The following is a 22,267-nucleotide window of genomic DNA, read 5'->3' as shown; positions in this document are numbered from 1 at the left end:
CCCGCGGGGGCCTCAGGCTGCCAGGATGGCCCCCATGCGCAGCACCTCGCGCAGCGAGGTAATGCCCTGCTCCGCCTTGGCCAGGCCGTCGGCGAACATCAGCGGCTCGCCGCGTTCGATCAGGGCCCGTCGCAGGCGGGACTCGTCGGCATGGCGCAGGATCCGCCCGTGATCCTCCGGCGTCGGCTGCCACACTTCGAAGACCCCGGTGCGCCCTCGGAACCCCAGGCCGTCGCAGTGATCGCACCCCACCGGCATCCACGCCGAGGCCGGCAGGGTTGCCCCCACCGCCTCCAGCCATTCGGCCTCCCGCGCCGGCAGCGGCTGGCGCTCGCGGCAGTGCTCGCAGAGCCGGCGCACCAGGCGCTGGGCCACCACCAGCCCCAGGTTGGCGCTGATCTCGGCGTCGCCCAGTCCCAGATGGCGCAGGCTGGAGACCACCCCCACCGCGTCGCGGCTGTGCAGGGTGCCCATCAGCGAGCGGCCGCTGCCGGCCACGTTGAGGGCCGCCCGGGCCGAGTCCGGGTCGCGGATCTCGCCGATCAGCACATAGTCCGGGTCGAGCCTGAGCAGCGAGCGGGTGCCGGTAGCGAAGTCCAGGCCGTTGGCCTCGTCCACCTGGATCTGGTTGATCCCGGGGATCTCGTACTCCACGGGATCCTCCAGGGTGATCACGTGGCTGTCGTCCAGGCGCAGCTGATTGAGCAGGGTGTAGAGGGTGGTGGTCTTGCCGGAGCCGGTCGGCCCGGCCACCAGCAGCATGCCGCCGGTGGCGTCCATCCAGCGGCGAATGCCGCGGGCGCCCTGCTCGCCGATCCCCAGCGACAGGGTGTCGCGAAAGCTCTCGGGCGGGGCCAGGAAGCGCACCGCCATCTTCTCGCCGGCCACGCAGCTCACCGCGGTGATCCGCAGGAAGGTCTCCTCGCTGCCCTCCTCGCCGGGCGGCCAGCTGAAGCTGCCTTCGGCGGCGGCCAGCGACGGCACCGGGTTGAGGCGAGCCAGCACCTTGAACTGGTTGGTCAACCGGGCGCCGGTGGCGGCATCGACGCGCAGCGCCTCGATGACTCGCCCGTCGATGCGCAGTCGAATCCTCAGGCTCTCCTGGTGGGGGTCGAGGTGGATATCGGTGGCCCGGGCGCGCAGGGCGTCCTCGAGCAGCGCGGTGGCCTCGAGCTGCTCGTCGCCCGGGTCGGGGGGCGACTCGAGCAGCGGCTTCAGGCGGGGCAGCAGGCGGCGGTGGAACTCGACATGGGGCGCGTCGGCAGGCATGAATATCCTCGCGGGTCGGGGCACCCGGCCGGGTGCAGGCCTTCTCAGCCTAGGCGCGATTGCGGGGCCTTGCCCGCGTCGGGGTGCGCCAGCCCCAGCCGGGCGGCATTGCCAACCACCGACAGCGAGCTGGCCACCATGGCCAGCACCGCCACCTGGGGCGGGATCACCATCCAGGCGGCGAGACCCAGGGCCAGGACGTTGTAGAGCGCCGAGAGGACCAGGTTCTGGCGCATCACCCGCCGGGTGGCCCGGGCAATGGCGATGGCCGCGGGCACCCCCTGCACGCCACGGCCGAGCAGCTGGATCGCGGCGGCATCCCGGGCCCCGGCGCTGGCCTCCGCGGTGGCCACCCCCACCGTCGACGCGGCCAGCGCCGGGGCATCGTTGATGCCGTCCCCCACATAGAGCACCGGGCCCGGCAGTGCCGCCACCAGGTGACGCTTGGCCTCGGGGGAGCGCCCACCGAAGCAGGCCTCGGGCGCAAGTCCCAGCCGGCGGCCGAGGCGGCGCACCAGCGCCGGACGATCGCCGCTGATCATCGCCAGCATCAGCCCCTGATCGCGCAGCCCGGCGAGGGTCGCCGCGGCACCGGGCTCGGGGTCATCCTCGAGCCAGAGGGTGCCCAGCCACTGCCCATCGCGCGCCACTGCCACCTCCGTGGCCCAGGGAGGCCCGGCCTCGCGCCTGGCGGGCTCCGCATCCTGCCCGACCAGCCAGTCGGGGGCGCCGATGCGCAGTGACGTGCCATCGGCCTCACGCGTCTCGCGCCCCCGGCCGGGGTGCTCGGAAATCGCCGCCGGCGCCTGCCCCGGGGCGATCCCCGCCTCGGCGGCGGCGGCACGGATCGCCAGCCCCAGGGGGTGCTCGCTGCCCCACTCGGCACGGGATGCCAGGGCCAGCAGCTCGTGCTCCGCCACGCCGGATGACGGGCGCAGGGCGGCCAGTCGCAGCGCCCCCCGGGTCAGGGTGCCGGTCTTGTCAAAGGCCACGGCATGGACCCGGCCGGCGAGTTCCAGGGCCGCGGGGTCGCGAAACGCCACGCCGGCCTCCAGCGCCCGGGCGGTACCCGCCAGGCTGGCCAGGGGCACCGCCAGCCCCACCGCACAGGGGCAGGCCACCACCAGCACCGAGAGGGCACGCACCGCCGCTTCCTCCGGCGCCACGCCGGCCAGCAGCAGCACGACCACGGTGACCAGCGCCAGGGCCACGGCGGCGGGGGCGAGCCAGGCGGCGAAGCGCTCCGCCAGCCGACGCAGCTCGCCCTTGCCCGCCTGCAGGGCCTGCACCTGGCGGTAGAGGCCATCCAGGCGCCGGGCGCCTACCCCGGCGGACACCCTCAGGGTGAAGGGCGCGCCCAGGTTGCGACAGCCTGCCGAGAGTCGCGCCCCCCGGGTCAGGGTCCGCGGGCGACTCTCGCCGGTGAGCAGGGCGAGATCCAGCCGCGCCTCGGCATCGAGAAGCTCGCCGTCCAGCGCCAGAGTCTCGCCGGTCGCCACGCGAATGCGCTCCCCTGCCCCCACCTCGGCCGCGGGCACCCTTTCCTCGGCCTTCCCATGCTCGCCGGCATCCCTGACCCGATGGACCCGCTCAGGCAGCGGGGCGAGCCCCTCCAGGGCATGCAACCCGCGATAGCGGACCAGGGTCTCTACCCACCGCCCGGCCAGCAGCAGCAGCACCAGCATCACGGCGGTATCGAAGTAGACCTCCGCCGCCCCCCGCCACAGCAGCCAGACGGAGACCAGGAGCGCCCCGATCACGCCCAGCGAAACCAGGGCATCCATGCCGGGGCGCCCCGCGCGCAGGGTACGCCAGGCGGCGCGGTAGAAGGGCCAGGCGGCGAGGGTCACCACCGGCAGCGCGAAGGCCCCGGAGACCCAGGCCAGCACCCGGTCCAGGCGCGCTTCAGGCAGGGCGCCGGCGTAGATCAGCAGCGACGCCAGCATGGTCCACATGCCGAACACGGCGGCCGCCAGCAGCCGCCCGGCCAGGGCCCGGCTCTCGGCGTCCAGGCGCTGGCGGGCATCCGGCGCCGATTCGAGGTCGCAGAGCCGGTAGCCGAGTCGACCCACCGCCGCTGCGATCCGTTCGGGTGCCACCGCCGCCGGCGCCCCCTCCACCAGCAGGGTGGCGGAGAGGTAGTCCACCCCCGCCCGGCTGACCCCAGGCAGGCGGCCCAGGCGGTGCTCGATGGCCAGGGCACAGCTGGTGCACCACATGCCCTGCAAGGAACGCAGCAGCCGCTCCCCCTCGAGCGCGGCCGTCTCGGTGGCGGGGCTACCGGCCAGGGTCGCGGCGTCTTGCTGGCCAGCCGGGAAGGCGTCGCGACGGGTCATGCCCCCTCCCCTAGAGACATGGCGGCAGAGTCACGATGGGCAGGCCGACGAAGGCCACCCCGGCCGCCGAGAAGAGGTGCAGCCCGGCCCCCGTCAGGGCGATAAAGCGCCGGCGGTCCGCCTCCCGCCGAGCGGCATCCAGCCCTCGCCAGGCCAGCCAGGCGAGCAGCGCCAGGGTGGCCAGGGTCAGCAGGGCGAGCCCGCCGTTGATGGCGGTAAACGCCCCCTGCCCGGGCCGCGGCGGCGCCAGCGCGCAGGCCACCGAAAGCCCGCCATAGAGCGCCACGAACCACAGGCTCCAGAGGGTCAGGCCCAGCAGCAGCTGGGCGGGGTGGCTCGGCGCCCACCAGCGACGCAGCACCGTCATGGCGCCGCTCCCGTCAGCCGCGGCAGCAGCGCCATGGCCGCCGCCAGGATCCAGTAGACGCCGAGCTGGTAGCGCCACAGCAGCGCCACTACGCCGGGCTCGAAGGGCAGCCGGGCCCCCACCAGGCCGAGCCCTGCCCGCCAGGCCTGGAGCGCGGCCAGCAAGGCGGCGAGCCCGCCGTGCCCCAGCAGATAGGCAAGCCCCACCAGCAGGGTGGCGTCGTGGGCCGTGGCGGTGGGCGCCAGGTCCGCGCCGAGCAGCGCCATGACCAGCAGGGCCACATGCAGCCCGCCCAGGACGGCAATGGCGGAGAGCGCAAGGGCAAGCCCCGCCTCACGGCCGCGCTGGAGCGCCGCCACCCGCCGCTCCAGCCACAGGGTGCCCAGCGTCAGGGCGGCCCCGGAGGCCAGCAGCAGCGGCAGCGAGAGCGGCGACTGGGCGGGCATCTGCCACGCGGGCGAGACCGTCCAGAGGTAGAACCAGCCGAACAGCAGCGACAGGAAGAAGGCCCCGTCGGCGAGCAGGGCCACGCCCATGGTCCAGCGCCCGGGGCCGTCGGCGGTGCGCGAGTGCAGCGGCGGGTCCTCGGGCTCGTCATGCCCCAGGGGTGCGGCCCGGCGGTGGCCGCCGTTCTCCCAGGACCAGCGCAGCAGCAGCACGCCGGCCCCGGCCAGGCCCAGCAGCGAAAGCGCGTAGAGGCGCGTAAGCAGGCTCACGCAGACCACCGCCAGGCAGAGCGCGGCATAGAGCGGCAGCAGGCTGTTGCCGGGCAGGTGGATCACCTCGCGCACCCGACCGCTCAGCGCATCGCCACCGAGCAGCTCACGGCGGCCGTGGGCGGCGCCGGGCCGCGCGCCCTCGCCCCGGGCGATGGCGTCGCCCAGGGTCGGGGTCTCCCACAGCGGGTGACGGCCCTCCACCCGGGGCAGGCTGGCGAAGTTGTAGCTGGCCGGCGGCATCGCCAGGCTCCACTCCAGGGTGTCGGCGCCCCAGGGATTGCGCGGTGCGGAGCGCCCGTAGCGGCCGTGGAGCAGCAGATCCAACAGCACCACGGCGACGCCCGCCGCCATCATGAAGCCGCCGATGGAGGAGATCAGGTTGTAGAGGTCCCAGCCCATGGCGCTGTCGTAGGTGTAGACGCGCCGCGGCATGCCCAGCAGGCCGGTCCAGTGCATGATCAGGAAGGTGAGGTTGAAGCCCAGGAAGGTGAGCCAAAAGCCGAGCCGGCCGAGGCGCTCGGAGGGCATGCGCCCGGTGACCAGCGGCAGCCAGTAGGTGACCCCGGCCAGCAGCGGGAAGAACATGCCGCCCACCAGCACGTAGTGCAGGTGGGCCACCACGAAGTGGGTGTCGTGGACCTGCCAGTTGAAGGGCACCAGCGCCAGCATCACCCCGGTGAGCCCGCCGCAGACGAAGATCACCAGGAACCCGCTGATCCACAGCATCGGCAGGCTCATGCGCGGCTTCCCCAGCCACAGCGTGGCCAGCCAGACGAAGACCTGGATGGCAGTGGGCACCGCCACCAGCATGCTGGCGGCCGAGAAGAAGGCCTGGGCGAGCTGGGGGATCCCCACGGTGAACATGTGGTGGACCCAGAGCCCGAAGCTGATGAAGCCGGTGATGAGGATGGCCGCGACTACCCAGCCGTAGCCGACGATGGGCCGCCCCGCGAACACCGGGATCAGGGTCGAGACGATGCCCGCCGCCGGCAGGAAGATGATGTAGACCTCGGGGTGACCGAACAGCCAGAACAGGTGCTGCCAGAGGATGGGGTCGCCGCCGCCGGCCACCGTGAAGAAGGGCATCCCGGCGGCGCGCTCGAGTTCCAGCAGCACGCTGCCCAGTATCAGCGGCGGGAAGCCCACCACGATCATCAGCGCCATGGCCAGGATGTACCAGGCGAACAGCGGCATACGGTGCAGCGCCATGCCCGGTGCCCGGGTGCGCAGGATCGACACCGTGAGCTCCACCCCGGCGGAGAGCGCCGAGATCTCCACGAAGGTGATGCCGAGCAGCCAGAAATCCGACCCCCGCCCCGGCGAGAACTCCCCGCTACTCAACGGCGTGTACATGAACCAGCCGCTATCCGGGGCCATCTCCAGCAAGAGGCTCGCGAAGAGGATGATCCCGCCGAACAGGTAGCACCAGTAGCCGAAGGCGGTGAGTCGCGGGCAGACCAGGTCCCGGGCCCCGATCATCTTGGGGATCAGGTAGATCGCCAGCCCCTCCAGCATGGGGATGGCGAACAGGAACATCATCACCGTGCCGTGCATGGTGGTGACCTGGGCGTAGATCTCCGGCGACATGAAGGCCTGGTCGGGCAGTGCCAGCTGGGTGCGCACCAGCATCGCCAGCACCCCGCCCAGCAGGAAGAAGACCAGGCCCGTGGCCATGAAGCGCAGCCCCAGGGTGCTGTGGTTGACCACGCTGAACAGGCCTCGCCAGCCGCGGGGGTTGCCCCACACCGCCTCCATCTCGCGGTGCAGCCCCTCGGCCTCGGGGCTGGGTCGCAGCGTCTCGCTCATGGCGCCAGGGTCTCCAGCCAGGCGCCCAGTGCCTCGAGGTCCTCGGGCGCGAGATGATCGTGGGCGGGCATGCGATTGCCGGGCTTGAGGCGCTGGTGCTCGGCGAGCCAGCGGGCGATGGCGCCCTCCTCCATGGCCAGGGTGCCGGCGCCGAGGGTATCGCGGGCGCCGAGGTCGCTGAGGTCGGGCCCGATACCACCGTCGGAGAGCCCCGCCACCCGGTGGCAGCTGGCGCAGTGCGCGGCGAAGGTGTCGCGGGCCGCGGCATGGGAGTCATCAGGCTCGGGGGGTGGCTCGCGCCGTGCCGCCAGCCAGTCCTCGAAGGCCGCAGGCGCCACCGCCTCCAGATGGAGCTGCATATGGGCGTGCTGCACCCCGCAGTACTCGGCGCACTGGGCGCCGAACACCCCCGGGGCGTCGGCCTCGAGGCGGATGCGGTTGATGCGCCCGGGGATCATGTCGATCTTGCCGCCCAGGCGCGGCACCCAGAAGGCGTGGATGACGTCGGCGCCGGTGACATGGAAATCCACCGGCTCGCCGGCCGGCATCACCACATGGTTGGCGGTGACCACCTCGCTGGCCTCGTCCGGGTAGCGCACCTCCCACCACCACTGGTGCCCGGTCACCTCGATCACCCGCGGCGTCTCGCCCCCGGGCAGCGGCAGGGGCAGCAGGCGCTGTCCGGTGGGCACCCCGAAGGCCAGCAGCACCAGGATGGTCACCCCCGGCAGCAGGATGCCGCCACCCAGGATCCAGCTTCGCGCCAGGCGGCGCTCCTGGTCGGGGCTGCGAGCGGGGCGCTCGCGCGGACGGAAGGCGGCCAGCCAGAGCGCCACCACGCCCACGAACACCAGCCCGAAGCCTGCCAGCATGCCCCACCAGAGCCAGGCCACATCCCGGGCCGCCTGCCCCGCCGGGTCGAGGATCGAGTGGCTGCCGCTGCAGCCGGCCAATCCCATGGAGAGCGCCACTGCCAGCGCCACGCCCGCCCCCCCGAGCGCCCGGCGCGGTGGGCTCGGGTTGACCCGTCGGCCACCGCGGCCTTCACTGAGCCTGATGCTCCCCACCCCGCCATCGACAGGGACGCCGCCATGCCAACCTCCGCCCAGCGCTCCATCCACAGCCGCGCCGCCGTCGCCGGCCACCCCCTGCACCCGGTGATGATCCACTTCCCGGTGGCCGCCCTGCTGGGCCTGGTCGCCAGCGACCTGGGGTTCCTCTACACCGGCGACCCCTTCTGGGCCCGCGCCTCCCTGTGGCTGGCCGGGGTGGGTGCCTTCGGCGGCTGGCTCGCCAGCCTGGCCGGGCTCATCGACCTGGTGACGGTGCGGGGCATCCGTCGGCTGGTGACCGCCTGGAGCCACGCCATGGTGGCGGTGGTGATGCTCTCGCTCGCCTCGCTGAACTGGCTGTGGCGCTTCATGGGCGAACCCCTGCTGCCCTGGGCCCTGGTGTTGAGCCTGGCCACCGCGGCACTGATCGCCCTGGCCGGCTGGCTGGGGGGGCAGCTGGTCTACGAGCATGCGGTGGGTGTCGACCTCGATGACTGAGGGTTGAGTCGGCGGCATTCTCTCCCCTCCCCTCAGAGTGCCGGCTTGGCCAGCACCAGCCCGACCACCGCCAGCATGGCGACTCCCGCCACCCCGGCCGTCAGCAGCGACCCGGCGGCGACCCCGCGGGGCCGGCCCTGTTCCAGGCGCAGCAGCAGCCAGCCGCACAGGCCGTGGGCCAGTACCATGACGGAGACCGCCAGCAGCTTGAGCACCAGCCAGGTATCCACGACGCCGTGGAGCAGGAACAGCAGGGTACCGGAGGCGATGGCGAGCAGCGCGACGGGGCTCGCCAGGCCGTTGAAGAGCAGGCGCGGAAGCGGCGGTGCGCCGGGCGAGAAGCCCTGGGCCAGCCGCTCGGGACGGGCCAGCTGCCGGAGCAGTGCCGGCAGGTAGAGCAGCAGCCCGCACCAGCTCACCAGCGCGATGATATGCAGGAACTTTAACCAGGGCATGGGCATCCTTGCGGCGACACCGGCCCACGGGCCGGCAACACCTTCACCCTAGTCCAGCCGCGCCCCCACGGCCATGCAGCGCCATGGCAGTGGGCGCTGGGCTTTCCCGCGGCTCGACGCTTCGACGAATGGAGGCCGATGGACTCCTGGGCGGGAGTCTCGAAGACAGGCAACATCGCCAGGGCGCCTGTGGCGCCATTCGCTCGGGGAACCCGAGCTCCCACAGAATGCCTTGGCCCTGGCTCCTCGCCCTCAGCCGAACAGGCCCTGGCTTCTCAGGTAGTCGTCGTAGCTGCCGCTGAAGTCGGTGATGCCCGCCTCGCCCATGTCGAGGATGCGGGTGGCCAGGGAGGAGACGAACTCCCGGTCGTGGCTGACGAAGATCAGGGTCCCCGGGTAGTGCTCGAGGGCCAGGTTGAGCGCCTCGATGGACTCCATGTCCAGGTGGTTGGTGGGCTCGTCCATCAGCAGCACATTGGGGCGGGTCAGGGTCAGCTTGCCGAACAGCATGCGCCCCTGCTCGCCGCCGGAGATCACCTTGACCGACTTGCCGATATCGTCGCTGGAGAAGAGCATCCGCCCGAGTGCCCCGCGGATCACCTGCTCGCCGCCATCGGTCCACTGGGCCATCCACTCGAACAGGGTGGCGTCGTTGGCGAAGTCGTCGGCGTGGTCCTGGGCGAAGTGGCCGATATCGGCGCTATCGGTCCACTTCACGCTGCCGGCCTGGGGGGCGAGCTCACCGGCCAGGGTCCTGAGCAGGGTGGTCTTGCCGATGCCGTTGGGGCCGATGATGGCGATGCGCTCGCCGGCCTCCACGGTCATGCCGAAGCGCTCCACCAGCGGCGCCTCGCCGGGGTAGCCCTGGGTGAGCCCCTCCACGTTGACCGCGTTGCGATGGATCTTGCGCGCCTGCTCGAAGCGGATGAAGGGGCTGACCCGGCTCGAGGGCTTGATCTCGTCGAGCTTGATCTTGTCGATCTGGCGCGCCCGGGAGGTGGCCTGCTTGGCCTTGGAGGCGTTGGCCGAGAAGCGGCTGACGAAGGCCTGCAGCTCGGCGATCTGCGCCTTCTTCTTGGCGTTGTCGGCGTACTGGCGCTCCCGGGCCGCGGTGGCCGCGGTCATGTAGTCGTCGTAGTTGCCCGGGAAGAGGCGAATCTCACCGTAGTCCAGGTCCGCCATGTGGGTGCAGACGCTGTTGAGGAAGTGGCGGTCGTGGGAAATGATGATCATGGTGCTGTTGCGCGCCGTGAGCATCCCCTCCAGCCAGCGGATGGTATTGATATCCAGGTGGTTGGTGGGCTCGTCGAGCAGCAGCACGTCGGGGTCGGCGAACAGCGCCTGGGCCAGCAGCACGCGCAGCTTCCAGCCCGGGGCCACCTCGCTCATGGGGCCCGAGTGCTGTTCGATCGGAATGCCCAGCCCCAGCAGCAGCTCGCCGGCCCGGGCCTCGGCGGTGTAGCCGTCGAGCTCGGCGAAGCGCACCTCCAGGTCGGCCACCGCCATGCCGTCGGCCTCGCTCATCTCGGGCAGGGCGTAGATGCGCTCGCGCTCGGCGGCCACCTGCCAGAGCTCTGCGTTGCCCATGATCACGGTGTCGATGACCCGCTCGTTCTCGTAGGCGAACTGGTCCTGGCGCAGCTTGCCGAGCCGGGCGCCGTTCTCGACCATCACCTGGCCCGAGGAGGGCTCCAGGTCGCCGCCGAGGATCTTCATGAAGGTGGACTTGCCGCAGCCGTTGGCCCCGATCAGGCCGTAGCGGTGGCCGTTGCCGAACTTGATGGAGACGTTCTCGAACAGGGGCCTGGCCCCGAACTGCATGGTGATGTTGGCGGTGGAGATCAAGGAGAGGGTCCGGTCGGTGCATGGAAGGGGCGGGATTGTACCGGTTATGGGCGCCCTTCACACTGCTCCCGAGCCAGGGAGACCATCGACCTGGTGAGACACTCAGCTGAGGCTGTTGTGACTGGTGGGAGCCCAGCTCCCACCATAAGCATCCGACCTTAGCGAGGCATCACATCCGTCCGCCAAGGGCTTAGATGCCACAGGAGGGGCGCTCAGTCCTGACGCTCCACGGTGAAGATGCTCTGCAGCTTGTGCTTCTTGCCGTAGATATGCACCGTGGTCTCGTCGAAGGGGAAGCGCTCCAGATAGGGGCTCTTGCCATTGAAGCGCGGCTTGTGGGCGTTGATCATCGCCGCCGCCAGGCGCTCGCGGTTGGCGCTGCCGCAGAGGCCCACGGCATACCAGATCTCCTCGTCGGGCTGCGGGAAGGCGTGCCACGTCTCCCGCATCTCGTCGTGCTGGATCCCGTAGCGGGCGCTTCTGTGCTCGCCCACGTAGAGCAGTTCCTGGACGTCCATCTCGCCGCTTTCCGGGTCCTTGGCGGCGCGGAACACGCAGTAGATGCCGGACTCGTCCGGCGCCTCGCGCAGCTGCGCCTCGGTCCAGTAGCCCAGCATCTTGGGGGATAGCATCTGATCGGTCATGGCGGCCTCCTCAGTAGTCCTCGAGTCGTTGCATGTCCCTGGCAACCCGCCGCACCTCGGCCTCGTGCCCCTTGGAAAGCGCCTCGAAGAACGCCTTCTCGTCGCTGCCGCCGGCCAGCTCGGCCCGGTGGGAGTATAGGTCCTGGAGGGTCCGGTGGGCCGTCAAGGCGGTGGAGAGCACGCTCTGGACGGTCTCGCAGTCGATGCAGTCGGGCAGGCGCTCGAGCACCGGCGGGTGGGGAAAATCGGCCGGATCGTCGAACCAGGTCTCCAGCACCTGGCTGTGGTCGGTGCCGTCCGCCAGATAGCCGGTCAGGTCGTTCTCCATCTTGTGCTCATGCTCGGCCAGGTACTCCAGCGCCATGCGCACGCGCTCTTCCACGCCGCCCCCGGCCAGCGCCGTGAACTGATCGGCCAGCCGCCGATGGTAGCCGGCCGCCCAGGTGACCAGATCCTTTACCTGATGAAAACGCATGACTGCTCCTCCTCAACGTTGCTGCCAGCGGCCCGGCCGGATGGCTCCTGACTTCATCCTAGCCAAGGCGGGCGCCGCCTGCTTGACGTGTATCAACGTCAGGCGATGAAGGGGGCTGATGGCAGCTCTAGCGCAGCAGGGAGGCCTCGACGGGCACGAACTCGCTGGCGGCGCGCACCAGGGAGTCGGCGGTGAGGCGCGCCACCCCGACGACGGTCACCCGGATGCCGAACCGCTCACGCAGGCGGTCCACCAGCAGGTCGAAGTCGCCGTCCCCCGAGACCAGCACCAGGTGATCCACCAGGGGCCCCGCCTCCATGGCATCCAGGGCGATGCCGACGTCCCAGTCCCCCTTGGCGGAGCCGTCGCGGCGCTGGATGAAGGGCTTGAGCCTCACCTCGAACCCGATGCCGCGCAGGATATCCTGGAACTGTCGCTGGCGGGGGTCGCCGCGATCCACCGCGTAGGCGTTGGCCACCACCACCTCCCGGCCCGCCGCGAAGCGGGCCCAGAAGGCGTGGTAGTCGAAGTGCCGACCGAAGGCCTCGCGGGTGGTGTAGTAGACGTTCTGCACGTCGACGAAGAGGGCGACACGCTCCATGGGGCTGGCCTCGCACGGGAAGGTGGCCCTCAGCGTGACACAGTCGCCGCCTCGCCGTCGCCGTTAGCGTCCCGCTCACGCGTCTCTGGCTCGACGCCGTCGAAGGGCACCCGCATCAGCAGCGAGTAGAGCACCGGCACTACGCAGAGGGTGATCAGCGCCGCGGCCAGCAGGCCGAAGATGATGGTGATCGCCATGGGCGCCCACAGCAGCCCCCCGCCCAGCCATAGCGGCAGCAGGCCGCCGCTGGTGGTCAGCGTCGACATCAGCACCGGGCGCAGGCGCCGCCGGCCCGCCTCGAGGATCGCCTCCCGGGGCGGGTGTGTCTCGCGCTCGAGATCGATGCGGTCGATCAGCACGATAGCGTTGTTGATGACGATGCCGGCGAGCGACACCACCCCCAGGAAGGTCATGATGCCGAAGTGAGAGCCGGTGATGGTCAGGCCGAAGACCACCCCGATCAGCGACAGCGGGATGGTCGCCAGGATGATCAGCGGCCGGCGCAGGGAGTTGAACTGCACCACCAGCAGCAGCAGGATCGCCATGGCGCCGATCGGCAGCTTCTCGGCGATGGAGGCCGTGGCGATCCGCGACGACTCCACCTCGCCACCGAACTCGAAGAAGACACCGTCGGGCCAGCTCGTCTGCTGCGCTTCCAGCCAGGGGCGCAGCTCGGCCGCCACCCCGGCGGCGGTGACCCCCGGCGCCAGTTCCGCCTCCACGGCGATGGTGCGGAAGCGGTCCCGGCGCAGGATGCGCGCCGGCCCCCAGTCGAGCTCGACCTCGGCCACCTGGGCCAGGGGCACCCCCACCCCGCCGCCGGCGGGCAGCACGGTCACCCCTTCCAGGTCATCCGGGGTGCGCGCCTCGCCGCGCTCGTTGCGCAGCTGGATCGGCACCAGGGTGTCGCCGTCGCGGAAGGTCCCTACCGTCATGCCGGAGAGCGCCGTCTGCAGGCTCAGCGCCACGTCGCGCTCGGTGACCCCGGCGCGCAGCGCCCGGGCCGGGGCGACCTCGATGCGCAGGCGCTTGATCCACTCCCCCCAGTCGTCGCGCACGTTGCGGGTCCCGGGTTCCTCGGCCACCCGCTGGCGTACCTGCTCGGCGATGCGCCTCAGGGTCGCCTCGTCATCGCCGGAGATCCGCACCGAGAGCGGCACCGTCACCGGCGGGCCGAAGCTGGTGGCCGCCACCGTGGCCTGCAGGTCCGGGAAGCGCTCGGCGAGCCAGGTATCGAGGCGTTCGATCACCTCGTCCACCGCCTGCCAGCGGTTGGCCTGCAGCAGCAGGAAGGCGTACTCGGGGCTCGGCGGCTCCGGCGCATGATTGATGATATAGCGGTCGCCACCGAAGCCGATGAAGCTGCCCCAGCGATCGACCCCGTCGCGGGTCCAGTTCCCCGCCTCGTCGCGCTCGGCGGCCAGTTCCTCGGCCAGGAAGGCCTCGACCTCCTCCACCACCGCCCGGGTGCGCTCGATGGGCGCCGAGAAGGGCAGGCGCAGCTCGGCGGTGACGATGGTACGCTCCGCCTGGGGGAAGAAGATCTTGGGCAGCGGCCCGAAGCCGAGCCAGGCCAGCCCCAGCAGGCCAGCCACCGCGGCCAGGGTCAGGGTGCGGTGGCGCAGCAGGGCGAGCAGCAGCCGGCGATAGACTGCGTAGACCCGCTCGGCCAGGCGGGCGGCGAGCCCCGGACGCGACTCGGCACGCCCCTCTTGCTGCTCTCGCCGTGCCTCGCTCTCCTCCCCGCTCTTTTCTTGCGGCCTGACCCGGATAAAGGCCACGCAGAGCAGCGGAATCATGGTCAGCGACAGCAGCCAGGAGGAGAGCAGCGTGATGGTGACCACCTGGAACAGCGAACGGGTGTACTCCCCCACGTCGGAGACCGCCAGGAACTGGGGCAGGAAGGCCGCCGCCGTGGTCAGCGAGGCGGTGAGCAGCGGGAAGCGCAGCTGCCGGGCGGAGTCCAGGGCCGCCTGGCGCACCGTCCTGCCCTCCCGGGCCGAGACCTGTATCGACTCCACCATGACGATGGCGTTGTCCACCAGCATGCCCAGCGCGATGATCAGTGCCCCCAGCGACACCTGGTCCAGGCCGATATCGAAGAGCCCCATGAAGGCGAGGCAGGCGAGTATGGCCGAGGGCACCAGGCTCGCCACGATCAGCCCGGTGCGCAGCCCCAGAAAGAGCAGCATCACCAGGCAGACCAGGGCCACCGCCTGCAGCAGGTTGACCAGGAACTCGTTGATGCGCTCCTCGACCCGGTCCGGCTGGTTGGCCAGCACCTCGAACGCGAGGCCGACCGGGAGCTCGCGCTCCAGCCGTTCGATGGCGGCTTCCACCTGCTCGCCCAGGTCGAGGATATTGCCCCCCTCGCGCATGGCGATGGCGATGGCCAGCCCCTGGACACCGTTGGCGTGGTAGCGGGTCATGGGCGGCTCGGCGTAGCCGTGGCGCACCTCCATCAGCGCGCCCAGGGGCACCAGGGTGCCGTCAGGCAGCGGCAGCAGGGCCCGGCGGATGTCGTCGATGTGGGTGAAGTTGCCGGTAGGCTCGAGGATCATGCGCTCATCGCCGCTGCGGATCGCCCCGCCGGGCAGCACGATGTTGCGGGCGGCGAGCAGCTGGGCGAGGCCCTGGGGCGAGACACCGAGATCCGCCAGGCGCGCCTCGCTGTAGTCGAGAAAGATGCGCTCCTCGGCGTAGCCGTGGAGGTTCACCTTGGCCACGTCGTCGAGCATCAGCAGCCGGTCGCGGACGTCGTCGGCCACCGCCTTGAGCTCCGCCTGTTCATAGCCCTCGCCGGTCAGCGAGAGCATGATGCCGAAGACGTCGCCGAACTCGTCGTTGATGATCGGCGCCAGGGCCTCGTCGGGCAGCCGGCCCCGGGCATCGCCCACCTTGCGGCGCAGTTTGTCCCAGCCGGCCTGGACGTCCCTGACCTCGGGGCGCAGCTCCACGCGGATGATGGAGACCCCGGCCCGGGAGGTGCTCTCGACGAAGTCGAGCTCCGGCATCTCCATGATGGCGGTCTCCAGCGGGTCGGTGACCAGCTGCTCGACCCGCTCCGGAGTGGCGCCGGGCAGGTAGGTGACCACCTGGGCCACCCGCACCGTCACCGCCGGGTCCTCGGCCCGGGAAATGGAGAGGTAGCTGATCACCGCCCCCAGCAACACCACCAGCAGCCCGGCGATGGTGACCCGGTTGTAGCGTAGCGCGGCCTCGGTGAGGGTCACGGCGAGGCCTCCGCATCGCCGCGATGGTCATCGATCAGCCGTACCCGCATGCCGTCATGCAGCCGGCTCATCCCCGCCACGATCAGGTGCTCGCCGAGGGCGAGGCCGGCCGCCACCTCCAGGCGCTCGCCGTGGCGCCCGCCCAGGGTGACGGTGCGGCGTCGCACCGTCGCCTCACGGCCGTTGGCCACGTCGTTGCCCTCCACGGCATCAGGCCCATCGGGCTCGGCGACATAGACGAAGTGGCCGTCGATATCCTGCTGCACCGCCACCATGGGCACCCAGAGGCCGCTGCCGGGACCGCCCAGCGGCAGGGTGAGCTCCGCCGCCATGCCGGGACGCAGCCGCTCGCGCTCGTCGTCGGCGAGGCCGACCAGCCTGACCCGCAGCGGCCAGGTGGCCTGGCGCGGGTCCACCGGCAGGCCGATCTCGGTGACCTCGCCGGCCAGGGTGAGCCCGGCCAGGGGCAGGTGCACCCGCACCGGCGCCCCGACCACCAGCGCACCGAGCAGGTCCTCGGAGAGGGCGGCACGCACCTCCAGGTCGTCGCCGCAGGCCAGCACCAGCACCGGCTGGCCGGCGGCCACGTTCTCGCCGGCCTCGGCCAGGCGGGTGGCCACCCGGCAGTCGCCGGGCGCCTCCAGGTGCGTGAAGGAGAGCTGGCGCTCGGCCAGGGCCAGGGCGTCGCGGGCGCTGTCGCGCTGGGCGCGGGCCGCCTCCACCTGGGCCCGGGCGGCGTCCAGGTCACGGGCCGGGGCGCTGCCGGCCTCATAGAGGCGCCTCGCACGCTGCCACTCGGCCTCGGCGTTGGCCGCCGCGGCCTCGGCGCCGGCCAGGCCCGAGCGGGCCCGGTCGCGCTGCAGGCGCAGGTCGGTGGCCTCGAGGCTGGCCAGCGGCTGGCCGGCCGCCACCGTGTCCCCCACCCCCACCTCGTGGGACGCGAGTCGCCCCGCCACACGGAAGCTGAGGCGCCGGTTGGCGGACGCCTCCAGGCGCCCCGGCAGCTCACGTTCGGCCTCGGCCCCGCTGGTCTCCAGGATCAGGGTGCGCACCGGACGCAGCGGCGGCTCCTCCACCGCCTCCTCGGCGCAGCCGGCCAGCAGCAGCAGTCCGACCAGCAGCCCCCCTCGAATGATCATCGCTCCCCTCCTCCTTGCCGGGCCCCGGCGGCGCCCGCCAGCAGCCGCTCCCGGGCCCGCGCATCCATGGGCCCCGGGCTTATGCCCAGGGCCCGCTGCAGGTGCACCAGCGCCTGCAGCGCCTGCCAGCGCCCCTCCGCGGCGGCAAGCCCCGCCTGGCGGGCCGAGGTACGGGCGTCGATCAGCGCCACCTGGGGAAGCGCCCCCTCCTGCCAGGCCACCTCGGCAAGCCGCAGCGCCTCCTCGGCATGGTCGCGGGCCTCGTCGCGCAGGGCGATGCGCCGCCAGGCGGCGGCAAGCTCCACGCTCGCCGCCCGCAGCCGGGCCTCCAGCCCGAGCCGCGCCTCGGCATCCTCCACGGCCACCTGCTCCAGGCGCGCCGCGGCCTGGTCACGCTGGATACTGCGCCGACCGCCGGCATAGAGCGGCAGCCGCGCCGAGACGCCGACGCTCCACTGGTCGCGCCCGGTCTCGGGCAGCGACACGCCCACGCCCTCCAGGACCCCGACGCCGGTCTGGACCAGCGGGTTCGAGGACTCCCAGGGCGCCCGCTCGCCCTCCCCGCTGCGGGAGAGCTCGCTGGTATAACGGGCCTCGAGACCCACCTCGGGCAGCCAGAAGGCGCGGCGTCGGGAGGTGAGCTCGCGGCGTGCCGCCTGGCGCAGCTCGCCGATCGCCTCGAGCTCGGCCGAATCATGCAGCGCCGCGGTCACCAGCCGCTCCTGCCAGGCGGCGAGGCTCGCCGACGTATCGAGGACAGCGGTGAAGCGGGAATCGGCGCCGAGCCAGCCGGGACGGGTGAGGTCCGGTTCGGCGGGGACCAGCGGCGCGGACGGGTCGCGCCCGAGCCGGCGGTTGAGGGCGATCCTCAGCCGCTCGCGGTCGGCCGCCACCCGCTCAAGCCGCTCCCGGGCCTGGGCGAGCTCCGCCTCGAAGCGGGCCACCTCGCCGCGCCCCACCGCGCCGGCGGCCTCCCCGCGCACCGCCTGGTCGCGCTGGGCGCGGGCCAGCTCGAGGTCGGCCTGGAGCACCTCGCGGCTGGCGTCGAGCCGCAGCAGGTCGAGAAACTCCCGCGCGACGTCCAGGGCCAGGTCGAGGCTCTCCACCTCCAGCTCGGCACGCCGGGCGCGGTCGAGGCTGCCGGCGACGGCGATGGCGGCCAGCGCAGGCTCGGAGAAGAGCAGCTGCTCCAGCACCGCCCCGCCGCTGGCCAGGCGCTCGGGCTCCTGGCCCAGGGCCGCGCTAGCGCGGGTCTCGTCGATCATTCGCCCGGTGGCCTCCAGGTAGAGGCTGGGCCGATAGCGCGAGGCCGCCAGGTCGCGTTCGAAGGCCTCCACCGCGACGCCCTGGCGGGCGGCGGCCAGGCCCAGGTTGTCGGCCAGCGCCAGGGCCACCGCCTGGGCGAGCTCCAGGCGCACGCGACCCGGGGCGGCCGCCTCGCCCACCAGGCGGGCCTGGCTGAGCAGCGCGAAGCTCGGCGACCAGCCGAGGCGGTCGGCGGTCTCCAGGTTGAGCCAGGGGCGCTCCAGGCCGGGTCGCGAGTCGAGGGGTTCGAGCGCACGGCCGGCGGCGACATCGTCCAGGCGCAGCGCCACGCGGCGCAGCCAGGCCTCATGGTCCAGGGCCCGGGGTGAGGAGAGCAGCACGCCGCGCTCCACCTGGCGGGCATCGGTAAGCGCCACGCTCGGCACCCCTGCCTCGGTCAGCCGGGCAAAGAGCCGCCGCTGGGCATCTCCATCGAGGTCGGGCAGCGCCAGCAGCAGGGCGGCATCGGCCTCGTGCAGGGCGGTGTCAGAAGGAGATCCGGCGGGGGTGACGGCCAGGGGGGCCAGCGCGATACCGCGTGCCCCGGCCTGGGCGGCCAGGGCCTCGGCGGCTTCCTCCAGCGCACCGGCAGGGCCGAGCAGCAGCACCCGGGTGGCGCCGTCGAGGGGCTCGAGGGCGAAGGGGTCCGTGGCGGCGAGAAACGCGGAGGATTCCAGGCGCTCAAGGCCCGGCAGTCGAACGCCGGTGCCGGGCGGGGCCGGGACGACCGCGGGCGTGGCGCGGCCGGCGGAGAGGCGCTCGAGCTCCCGCTGCAGGGCCGGCAGGTCGGCCTGGCCCCCCGGCAGCAGGCGCGGATCCAGAACAGCGTCGGCCGCCGAGACGTCGCCCGGCGCCAGCAGCGGCGCGCACACCAGGGCAATGAACAGGCGCTTCCATGCGGTGACGTTCATGTCGGTCGGCCGGTGGGTGGGAGATGGCACCGAGTATAAACAACTGTTTGAAAGTTGCCAGGCTCGACGCTGACTCGGGCCAAGGGAGCGCCGGGGACAGGTCGTAGAGGGGGTCCTATGCCAGGGATGGCATCGGTAGCGCCCAGGGAGGGGTTTACAGCGCCCCCTCGCAGACCTGTCGCCGGATCAGCTCCCGACAAGGGAACTTGAAATTGGCAGATAGGGGCGGACTGGGGGGCTTTGTCGCTCTACTCTACCACTCCTCGCTGGTTTCGCGCAGGGCCGCGAGTTCGGCCTTGGCCTCGGCGAGGCACCAGCGCAGTTCGTCGCCCAGCGCCACCCCGCTGCCCACGGCGATCAGCCCGGCGGCGGCCCCGCTGCGGCGGCGAGCCACGCCGTCGCTCGAGTGCAGCGCCTCGAGCCTGCCGATCAGCCAGGCCAGCCAGCTGTCGGGGCGGGCGGCCAGCTCGCGCAGGCGGTGCAGCTCGGCGATGCCGGCCCCTTCCGCACCGAGCAGCTCGCGCCACTCATGGCGCTCCAGGCGAGCGTGCTCGGTCACCTCGCGCAGCAGCGATTGCAGCGCCAGCTCGGCCAGCGCCAGGGCGCCCTCCTCGGCCGCCATGCGCCGTGCCTCGGCGTGCTCGTCGTCGCCCGGCGGGGTGTCGAGCAGCAGCTCGGCCTGGTAGAGCAGCTGGTTGGTACGGGATCGCGGGGTCACTTTCGCTTGTCCTCCACCTGCCAGCGGTGGCCGTCGAAGGTGGCCTTCCAGCCGGTGGCCTTGCCCCCCTCGTCGGTCATCACGAACTGCTCCTTGGCCTTGCGCGAGAAGCGGATCTGGGCCGGGCGGCCGTCCGGGTCCTCGCTGGGGGCGTCGAGCAGGTAGCGATACTTCTCGGGGAGCTCCTCGGCGTGGGCCTTGAGCTCCTTGACCAGCGGCGGGCGTGTCTCGCGGTTCCTGGGGAACTTGCTCGCCGCCAGGAACAGCCCGCTGGCCCCGTCGCGCAGCACGTAGTGATCCTCGACCTTCTGGCACTCGAGTTCCGGCATGTCGATCGGGTCCATCTTGGGCGGGGCCACCTCGCCATTGCGCAACAGCTTGCGGGTGTTCTTGCACTCGCTGCTGGTGCAGCCGAAGTACTTGCCGAAGCGGCCGGACTTGAGCTGCATCTCGCTACCGCACTTGTCGCACTCGATGGTGGGGCCGTCATAGCCCTTGATGCGGAACTTGCCCTGCTCCACCTCGTAGCCGTTGCAGTCCGGGCTGTTGCCGCAGATGTGCAGCTTGCGGGTCTCGTCGATCAGGTAGCTGTCCATGGCGGTGCCGCACTTCGCACAGCGGTGCTTGGCCCGCAGGGCATCGGTCTCGGCCTCCTCGTCGGCGTCGGCGGCCACCGCCTCCTCGCCGGGCAGCAGGTCGATGGTGGTCTTGCAGCGCTCCTTGGGCGGCAGGTTGTAGCCCGAGCAGCCCAGGAAGACCCCGGTGGAGGCGGTGCGGATCTGCATCTTGCGCCCACAGGAGGGGCAGTCGATATCGGTGGGCACCGGCTGGTTGGGGCGCATCCCCGCCTCGCTCTCGGCCTCCTGAAGCTCCTTCCTGAACTCGGCGTAGAAGGCGTCGAGCAGCGCGCGCCAGTTGCGCTCGCCCTCGGCCACCTCGTCGAGGCTGTCCTCCATGCGCGCCGTGAAGGAGTAATCCATCAGGTCGGGGAAGGACTCCTTGAGGCGCTCGGTGACGATATCGCCGAGCTTCTCGGCGTAGAAGCGCCGGTTCTCCAGCTTGACGTAGCCGCGATCCTGGATGGTCGAGATGATCGAGGCGTAGGTGGAGGGGCGGCCGATGCCGCGCTTCTCCAGCTCCTTGACCAGGCTCGCCTCGGTGTAGCGGGCCGGCGGCTTGGTGAAGTGCTGCAGCGGGTCCAGGGAGGCCAGAGTCATCGGGGTGCCCTCGGCGAGGTCCGGCAGCGACTGGTCCTCGTTCCTGCCGGCGGGCTTCATCACCCGGGTATAGCCGTCGAACTTGAGCACGCGCCCCTTGGCCTTGAGCTCGTAGCCGTCAGCCTCCACGGTCAGGGTGCTGGAGAGGTACTCGGCCGGGGTCATCTGGCAGGCCACGAACTGGCGCCAGATCAGCTCGTAGAGCCGCTCGGCGTCGCGCTCCATGCCGGCCAGGTCGGTGGCACGCCGCCCCACGTCGGAGGGACGGATCGCCTCGTGGGCCTCCTGGGCGCCCTCCTTGCTGGAGTAGCGGTTGGGGGCCTCGGGCAGGTAGCGCGGCCCGAACTCCTCGCCGATGAACTCGCGCACGCTCTCCACCGCATCCTTCGACAGGTTGGTGGAGTCGGTACGCATGTAGGTGATGTAGCCCGCCTCGTAGAGGCGCTGGGCCAGGGTCATGGTCTTCTTCACCGAGAAGCCCAGCCGGCCACTGGCGGCCTGCTGCAGGGTCGAGGTGATAAAGGGCGCGTTCGGCTTGGAACGCGTCGGTTTATCCTCCCGCGCGGTGATGGCGAGCGACGCCTTGCGCAGCGCGGCGATGCGCTCCAGGGTCTCGGCTTCCGAGGTGGGGCGGAAGGCCTTGCCGTCCTGGCGCACCAGCTCGAAGCGCACCGGCTCGCCGCCGGCCCCGTCGACCTGCGGGACCAGGTCCGCGTGGACGTCCCAGAACTCCTCGGGAACGAAGGCACGGATCTCGCGCTCGCGCTCGACGATCAGGCGCATGGCCACCGACTGCACCCGCCCGGCCGAGAGCCCCCGGGCGATCTTGGCCCACAGCAGCGGCGAGAGCATGAAGCCCACCACCCGATCCAGGAAGCGTCGCGCCTGCTGGGCCTCGACCCGCGGAATGTTGAGCGCGCCGGGGTCCTGGAAGGCCTCCTGGATGGCGTTCTTGGTGATCTCGTTGAAGACCACGCGCTTGTAGCGGGCCTCGTCGCCGCCGATGGTCTCGCGAAGGTGCCAGGCGATGGCCTCCCCCTCGCGGTCGAGGTCGGTGGCGAGATAGACGGTGTCGGCCTTCTGGGCAAGCTTCTGGAGCTCGGCGACCACCTTCTCCTTGCCCGGCAGGATCTCGTAGTGGGCCTCCCAGTCGTGCTCGGGGTCGATCCCCATGCGCCGGATCAGCTGCTCCTGGGCCTTGCGCTTCCGGTACTCGGCCTTCTCGTCCGGCGACATCTTGCGGGTCGCCGCGGCCTGCCGCGCACGCTCCTTGGGATCCGAGGCCGCCTTGCCCGAGCCGCTGGTCGGCAGGTCGCGGATATGACCCACGCTCGACTTCACGATGAAGTCATTGCCGAGATACTTGTTGATCGTCTTGGCCTTGGCCGGCGACTCGACGATGACCAGTGACTTGCCCATAGTGCTCCACGATATGTGCATGGCGCGCCCCGCGAGGGCGCACCTGACGATTCCTTCCCGCCCATCCGCGGCGGGTGAAAAATGCGCTTACCCTACCCCAGCGCCGTGCATCACGCCAGTCGCACCTCGGCGCGAGGGCCGTGGCGGCCTTCTGACCCTAGACCGCCGAGGGCGCTCTGGGCAAGGCGCCTGCCACAACGACATCGCCCCCGCCGCAGCGAGCGGCGGGGGCGAGAATGGCCCGGTGGCAAGGCGCGA

At 71.7% G+C, this 22,267-nt stretch carries 16 protein-coding genes; 1 reads left to right on the top strand and 15 read right to left on the bottom strand.

Annotated features, from left to right (window positions below; all coding sequences use genetic code 11):
* Positions 1 to 12: 12 nt before the first annotated feature.
* From NFC98_RS06440 to coxB, 5 genes are read right to left on the bottom strand one after another with little or no spacing between them, the layout of a single operon-like run.
* Complete coding sequence (locus NFC98_RS06440; RefSeq protein ID WP_254277286.1) at positions 13 to 1,269, bottom strand: GspE/PulE family protein; 1,257 nt, start codon at positions 1,267 to 1,269, stop codon at positions 13 to 15.
* Positions 1,270 to 1,313: 44 nt separating this feature from the next.
* Positions 1,314 to 3,605, bottom strand: a complete 2,292-nt coding sequence (locus NFC98_RS06435; RefSeq protein WP_254277285.1) for a cation-translocating P-type ATPase — start codon at positions 3,603 to 3,605, stop codon at positions 1,314 to 1,316.
* 10 nt (positions 3,606 to 3,615) lie between these two features.
* On the bottom strand, positions 3,616 to 3,972 hold the full coding sequence (locus NFC98_RS06430) for a hypothetical protein (protein WP_254277284.1): 357 nt from the start codon (positions 3,970 to 3,972) through the stop codon (positions 3,616 to 3,618).
* Positions 3,969 to 6,497, bottom strand: coding sequence for a cytochrome c oxidase subunit I (ctaD, locus tag NFC98_RS06425; protein ID WP_254277283.1), 2,529 nt, complete (start codon positions 6,495 to 6,497; stop codon positions 3,969 to 3,971). The genes NFC98_RS06430 and ctaD overlap by 4 nt, the downstream gene beginning before the upstream one ends.
* Entirely contained in the window at positions 6,494 to 7,480 is a 987-nt protein-coding gene (gene coxB / locus NFC98_RS06420) for a cytochrome c oxidase subunit II (RefSeq protein ID WP_254277282.1), read from the bottom strand. The genes ctaD and coxB overlap by 4 nt, the downstream gene beginning before the upstream one ends.
* Positions 7,481 to 7,588: 108 nt before the next feature.
* Between coxB and NFC98_RS06415 the strand changes: the two genes are divergently transcribed.
* Entirely contained in the window at positions 7,589 to 8,047 is a 459-nt protein-coding gene (locus tag NFC98_RS06415; RefSeq protein WP_183332989.1) for a DUF2231 domain-containing protein, read from the top strand.
* A gap of 32 nt (positions 8,048 to 8,079) precedes the next feature.
* On the opposite strand, the gene NFC98_RS06410 is transcribed toward NFC98_RS06415, so the two are convergent.
* From NFC98_RS06410 to topA, 10 genes are all read right to left on the bottom strand, one after another.
* Complete coding sequence (locus NFC98_RS06410; RefSeq protein ID WP_254277281.1) at positions 8,080 to 8,502, bottom strand: CopD family protein; 423 nt, start codon at positions 8,500 to 8,502, stop codon at positions 8,080 to 8,082.
* Positions 8,503 to 8,754: 252 nt separating this feature from the next.
* The gene (locus tag NFC98_RS06405; RefSeq protein WP_254277280.1) at positions 8,755 to 10,347 is read right to left on the bottom strand and encodes an ABC-F family ATPase; all 1,593 of its coding nucleotides are present in this window, start codon (positions 10,345 to 10,347) and stop codon (positions 8,755 to 8,757) included.
* Between the two features lie 212 nt (positions 10,348 to 10,559).
* Positions 10,560 to 10,991 carry a hypothetical protein gene (locus NFC98_RS06400; RefSeq protein ID WP_254277279.1) on the bottom strand — a complete coding sequence of 144 codons (432 nt, stop codon included), beginning with the start codon at positions 10,989 to 10,991 and terminating at the stop codon, positions 10,560 to 10,562.
* Positions 10,992 to 11,001: 10 nt separating this feature from the next.
* Positions 11,002 to 11,466 (bottom strand): 2-hydroxyacyl-CoA dehydratase, encoded by a 465-nt coding sequence (locus tag NFC98_RS06395; protein WP_254277278.1) that lies wholly within the window; start codon positions 11,464 to 11,466, stop codon positions 11,002 to 11,004.
* A 127-nt stretch (positions 11,467 to 11,593) separates the two neighbouring features.
* Entirely contained in the window at positions 11,594 to 12,067 is a 474-nt protein-coding gene (locus NFC98_RS06390; protein WP_183332979.1) for an NYN domain-containing protein, read from the bottom strand.
* A 29-nt stretch (positions 12,068 to 12,096) separates the two neighbouring features.
* On the bottom strand, positions 12,097 to 15,300 hold the full coding sequence (locus tag NFC98_RS06385) for an efflux RND transporter permease subunit (RefSeq protein ID WP_254277277.1): 3,204 nt from the start codon (positions 15,298 to 15,300) through the stop codon (positions 12,097 to 12,099).
* Entirely contained in the window at positions 15,297 to 16,439 is a 1,143-nt protein-coding gene (locus NFC98_RS06380) for an efflux RND transporter periplasmic adaptor subunit (protein ID WP_254277276.1), read from the bottom strand. The genes NFC98_RS06385 and NFC98_RS06380 overlap by 4 nt, the downstream gene beginning before the upstream one ends.
* The gene (locus tag NFC98_RS06375) at positions 16,436 to 18,655 is read right to left on the bottom strand and encodes a TolC family protein (protein ID WP_254277275.1); all 2,220 of its coding nucleotides are present in this window, start codon (positions 18,653 to 18,655) and stop codon (positions 16,436 to 16,438) included. Before NFC98_RS06375 ends, NFC98_RS06380 begins: the two co-directional genes overlap by 4 nt.
* A gap of 253 nt (positions 18,656 to 18,908) precedes the next feature.
* On the bottom strand, positions 18,909 to 19,373 hold the full coding sequence (locus NFC98_RS06370) for a DUF6586 family protein (protein ID WP_254277274.1): 465 nt from the start codon (positions 19,371 to 19,373) through the stop codon (positions 18,909 to 18,911).
* Positions 19,370 to 22,009 (bottom strand): type I DNA topoisomerase, encoded by a 2,640-nt coding sequence (gene topA, locus NFC98_RS06365; RefSeq protein WP_254277273.1) that lies wholly within the window; start codon positions 22,007 to 22,009, stop codon positions 19,370 to 19,372. The genes NFC98_RS06370 and topA overlap by 4 nt, the downstream gene beginning before the upstream one ends.
* Positions 22,010 to 22,267 lie beyond the last annotated feature (258 nt).

The sequence above is a fragment of the Halomonas sp. 3H genome (assembly GCF_024206005.1).
Taxonomy (GTDB): Bacteria; Pseudomonadota; Gammaproteobacteria; order Pseudomonadales; family Halomonadaceae; genus Halomonas; species Halomonas campaniensis.
The sequence above is the reverse complement of the archived record's forward strand: the minus strand, read 5'-3'. Positions and strand labels throughout refer to the sequence as shown.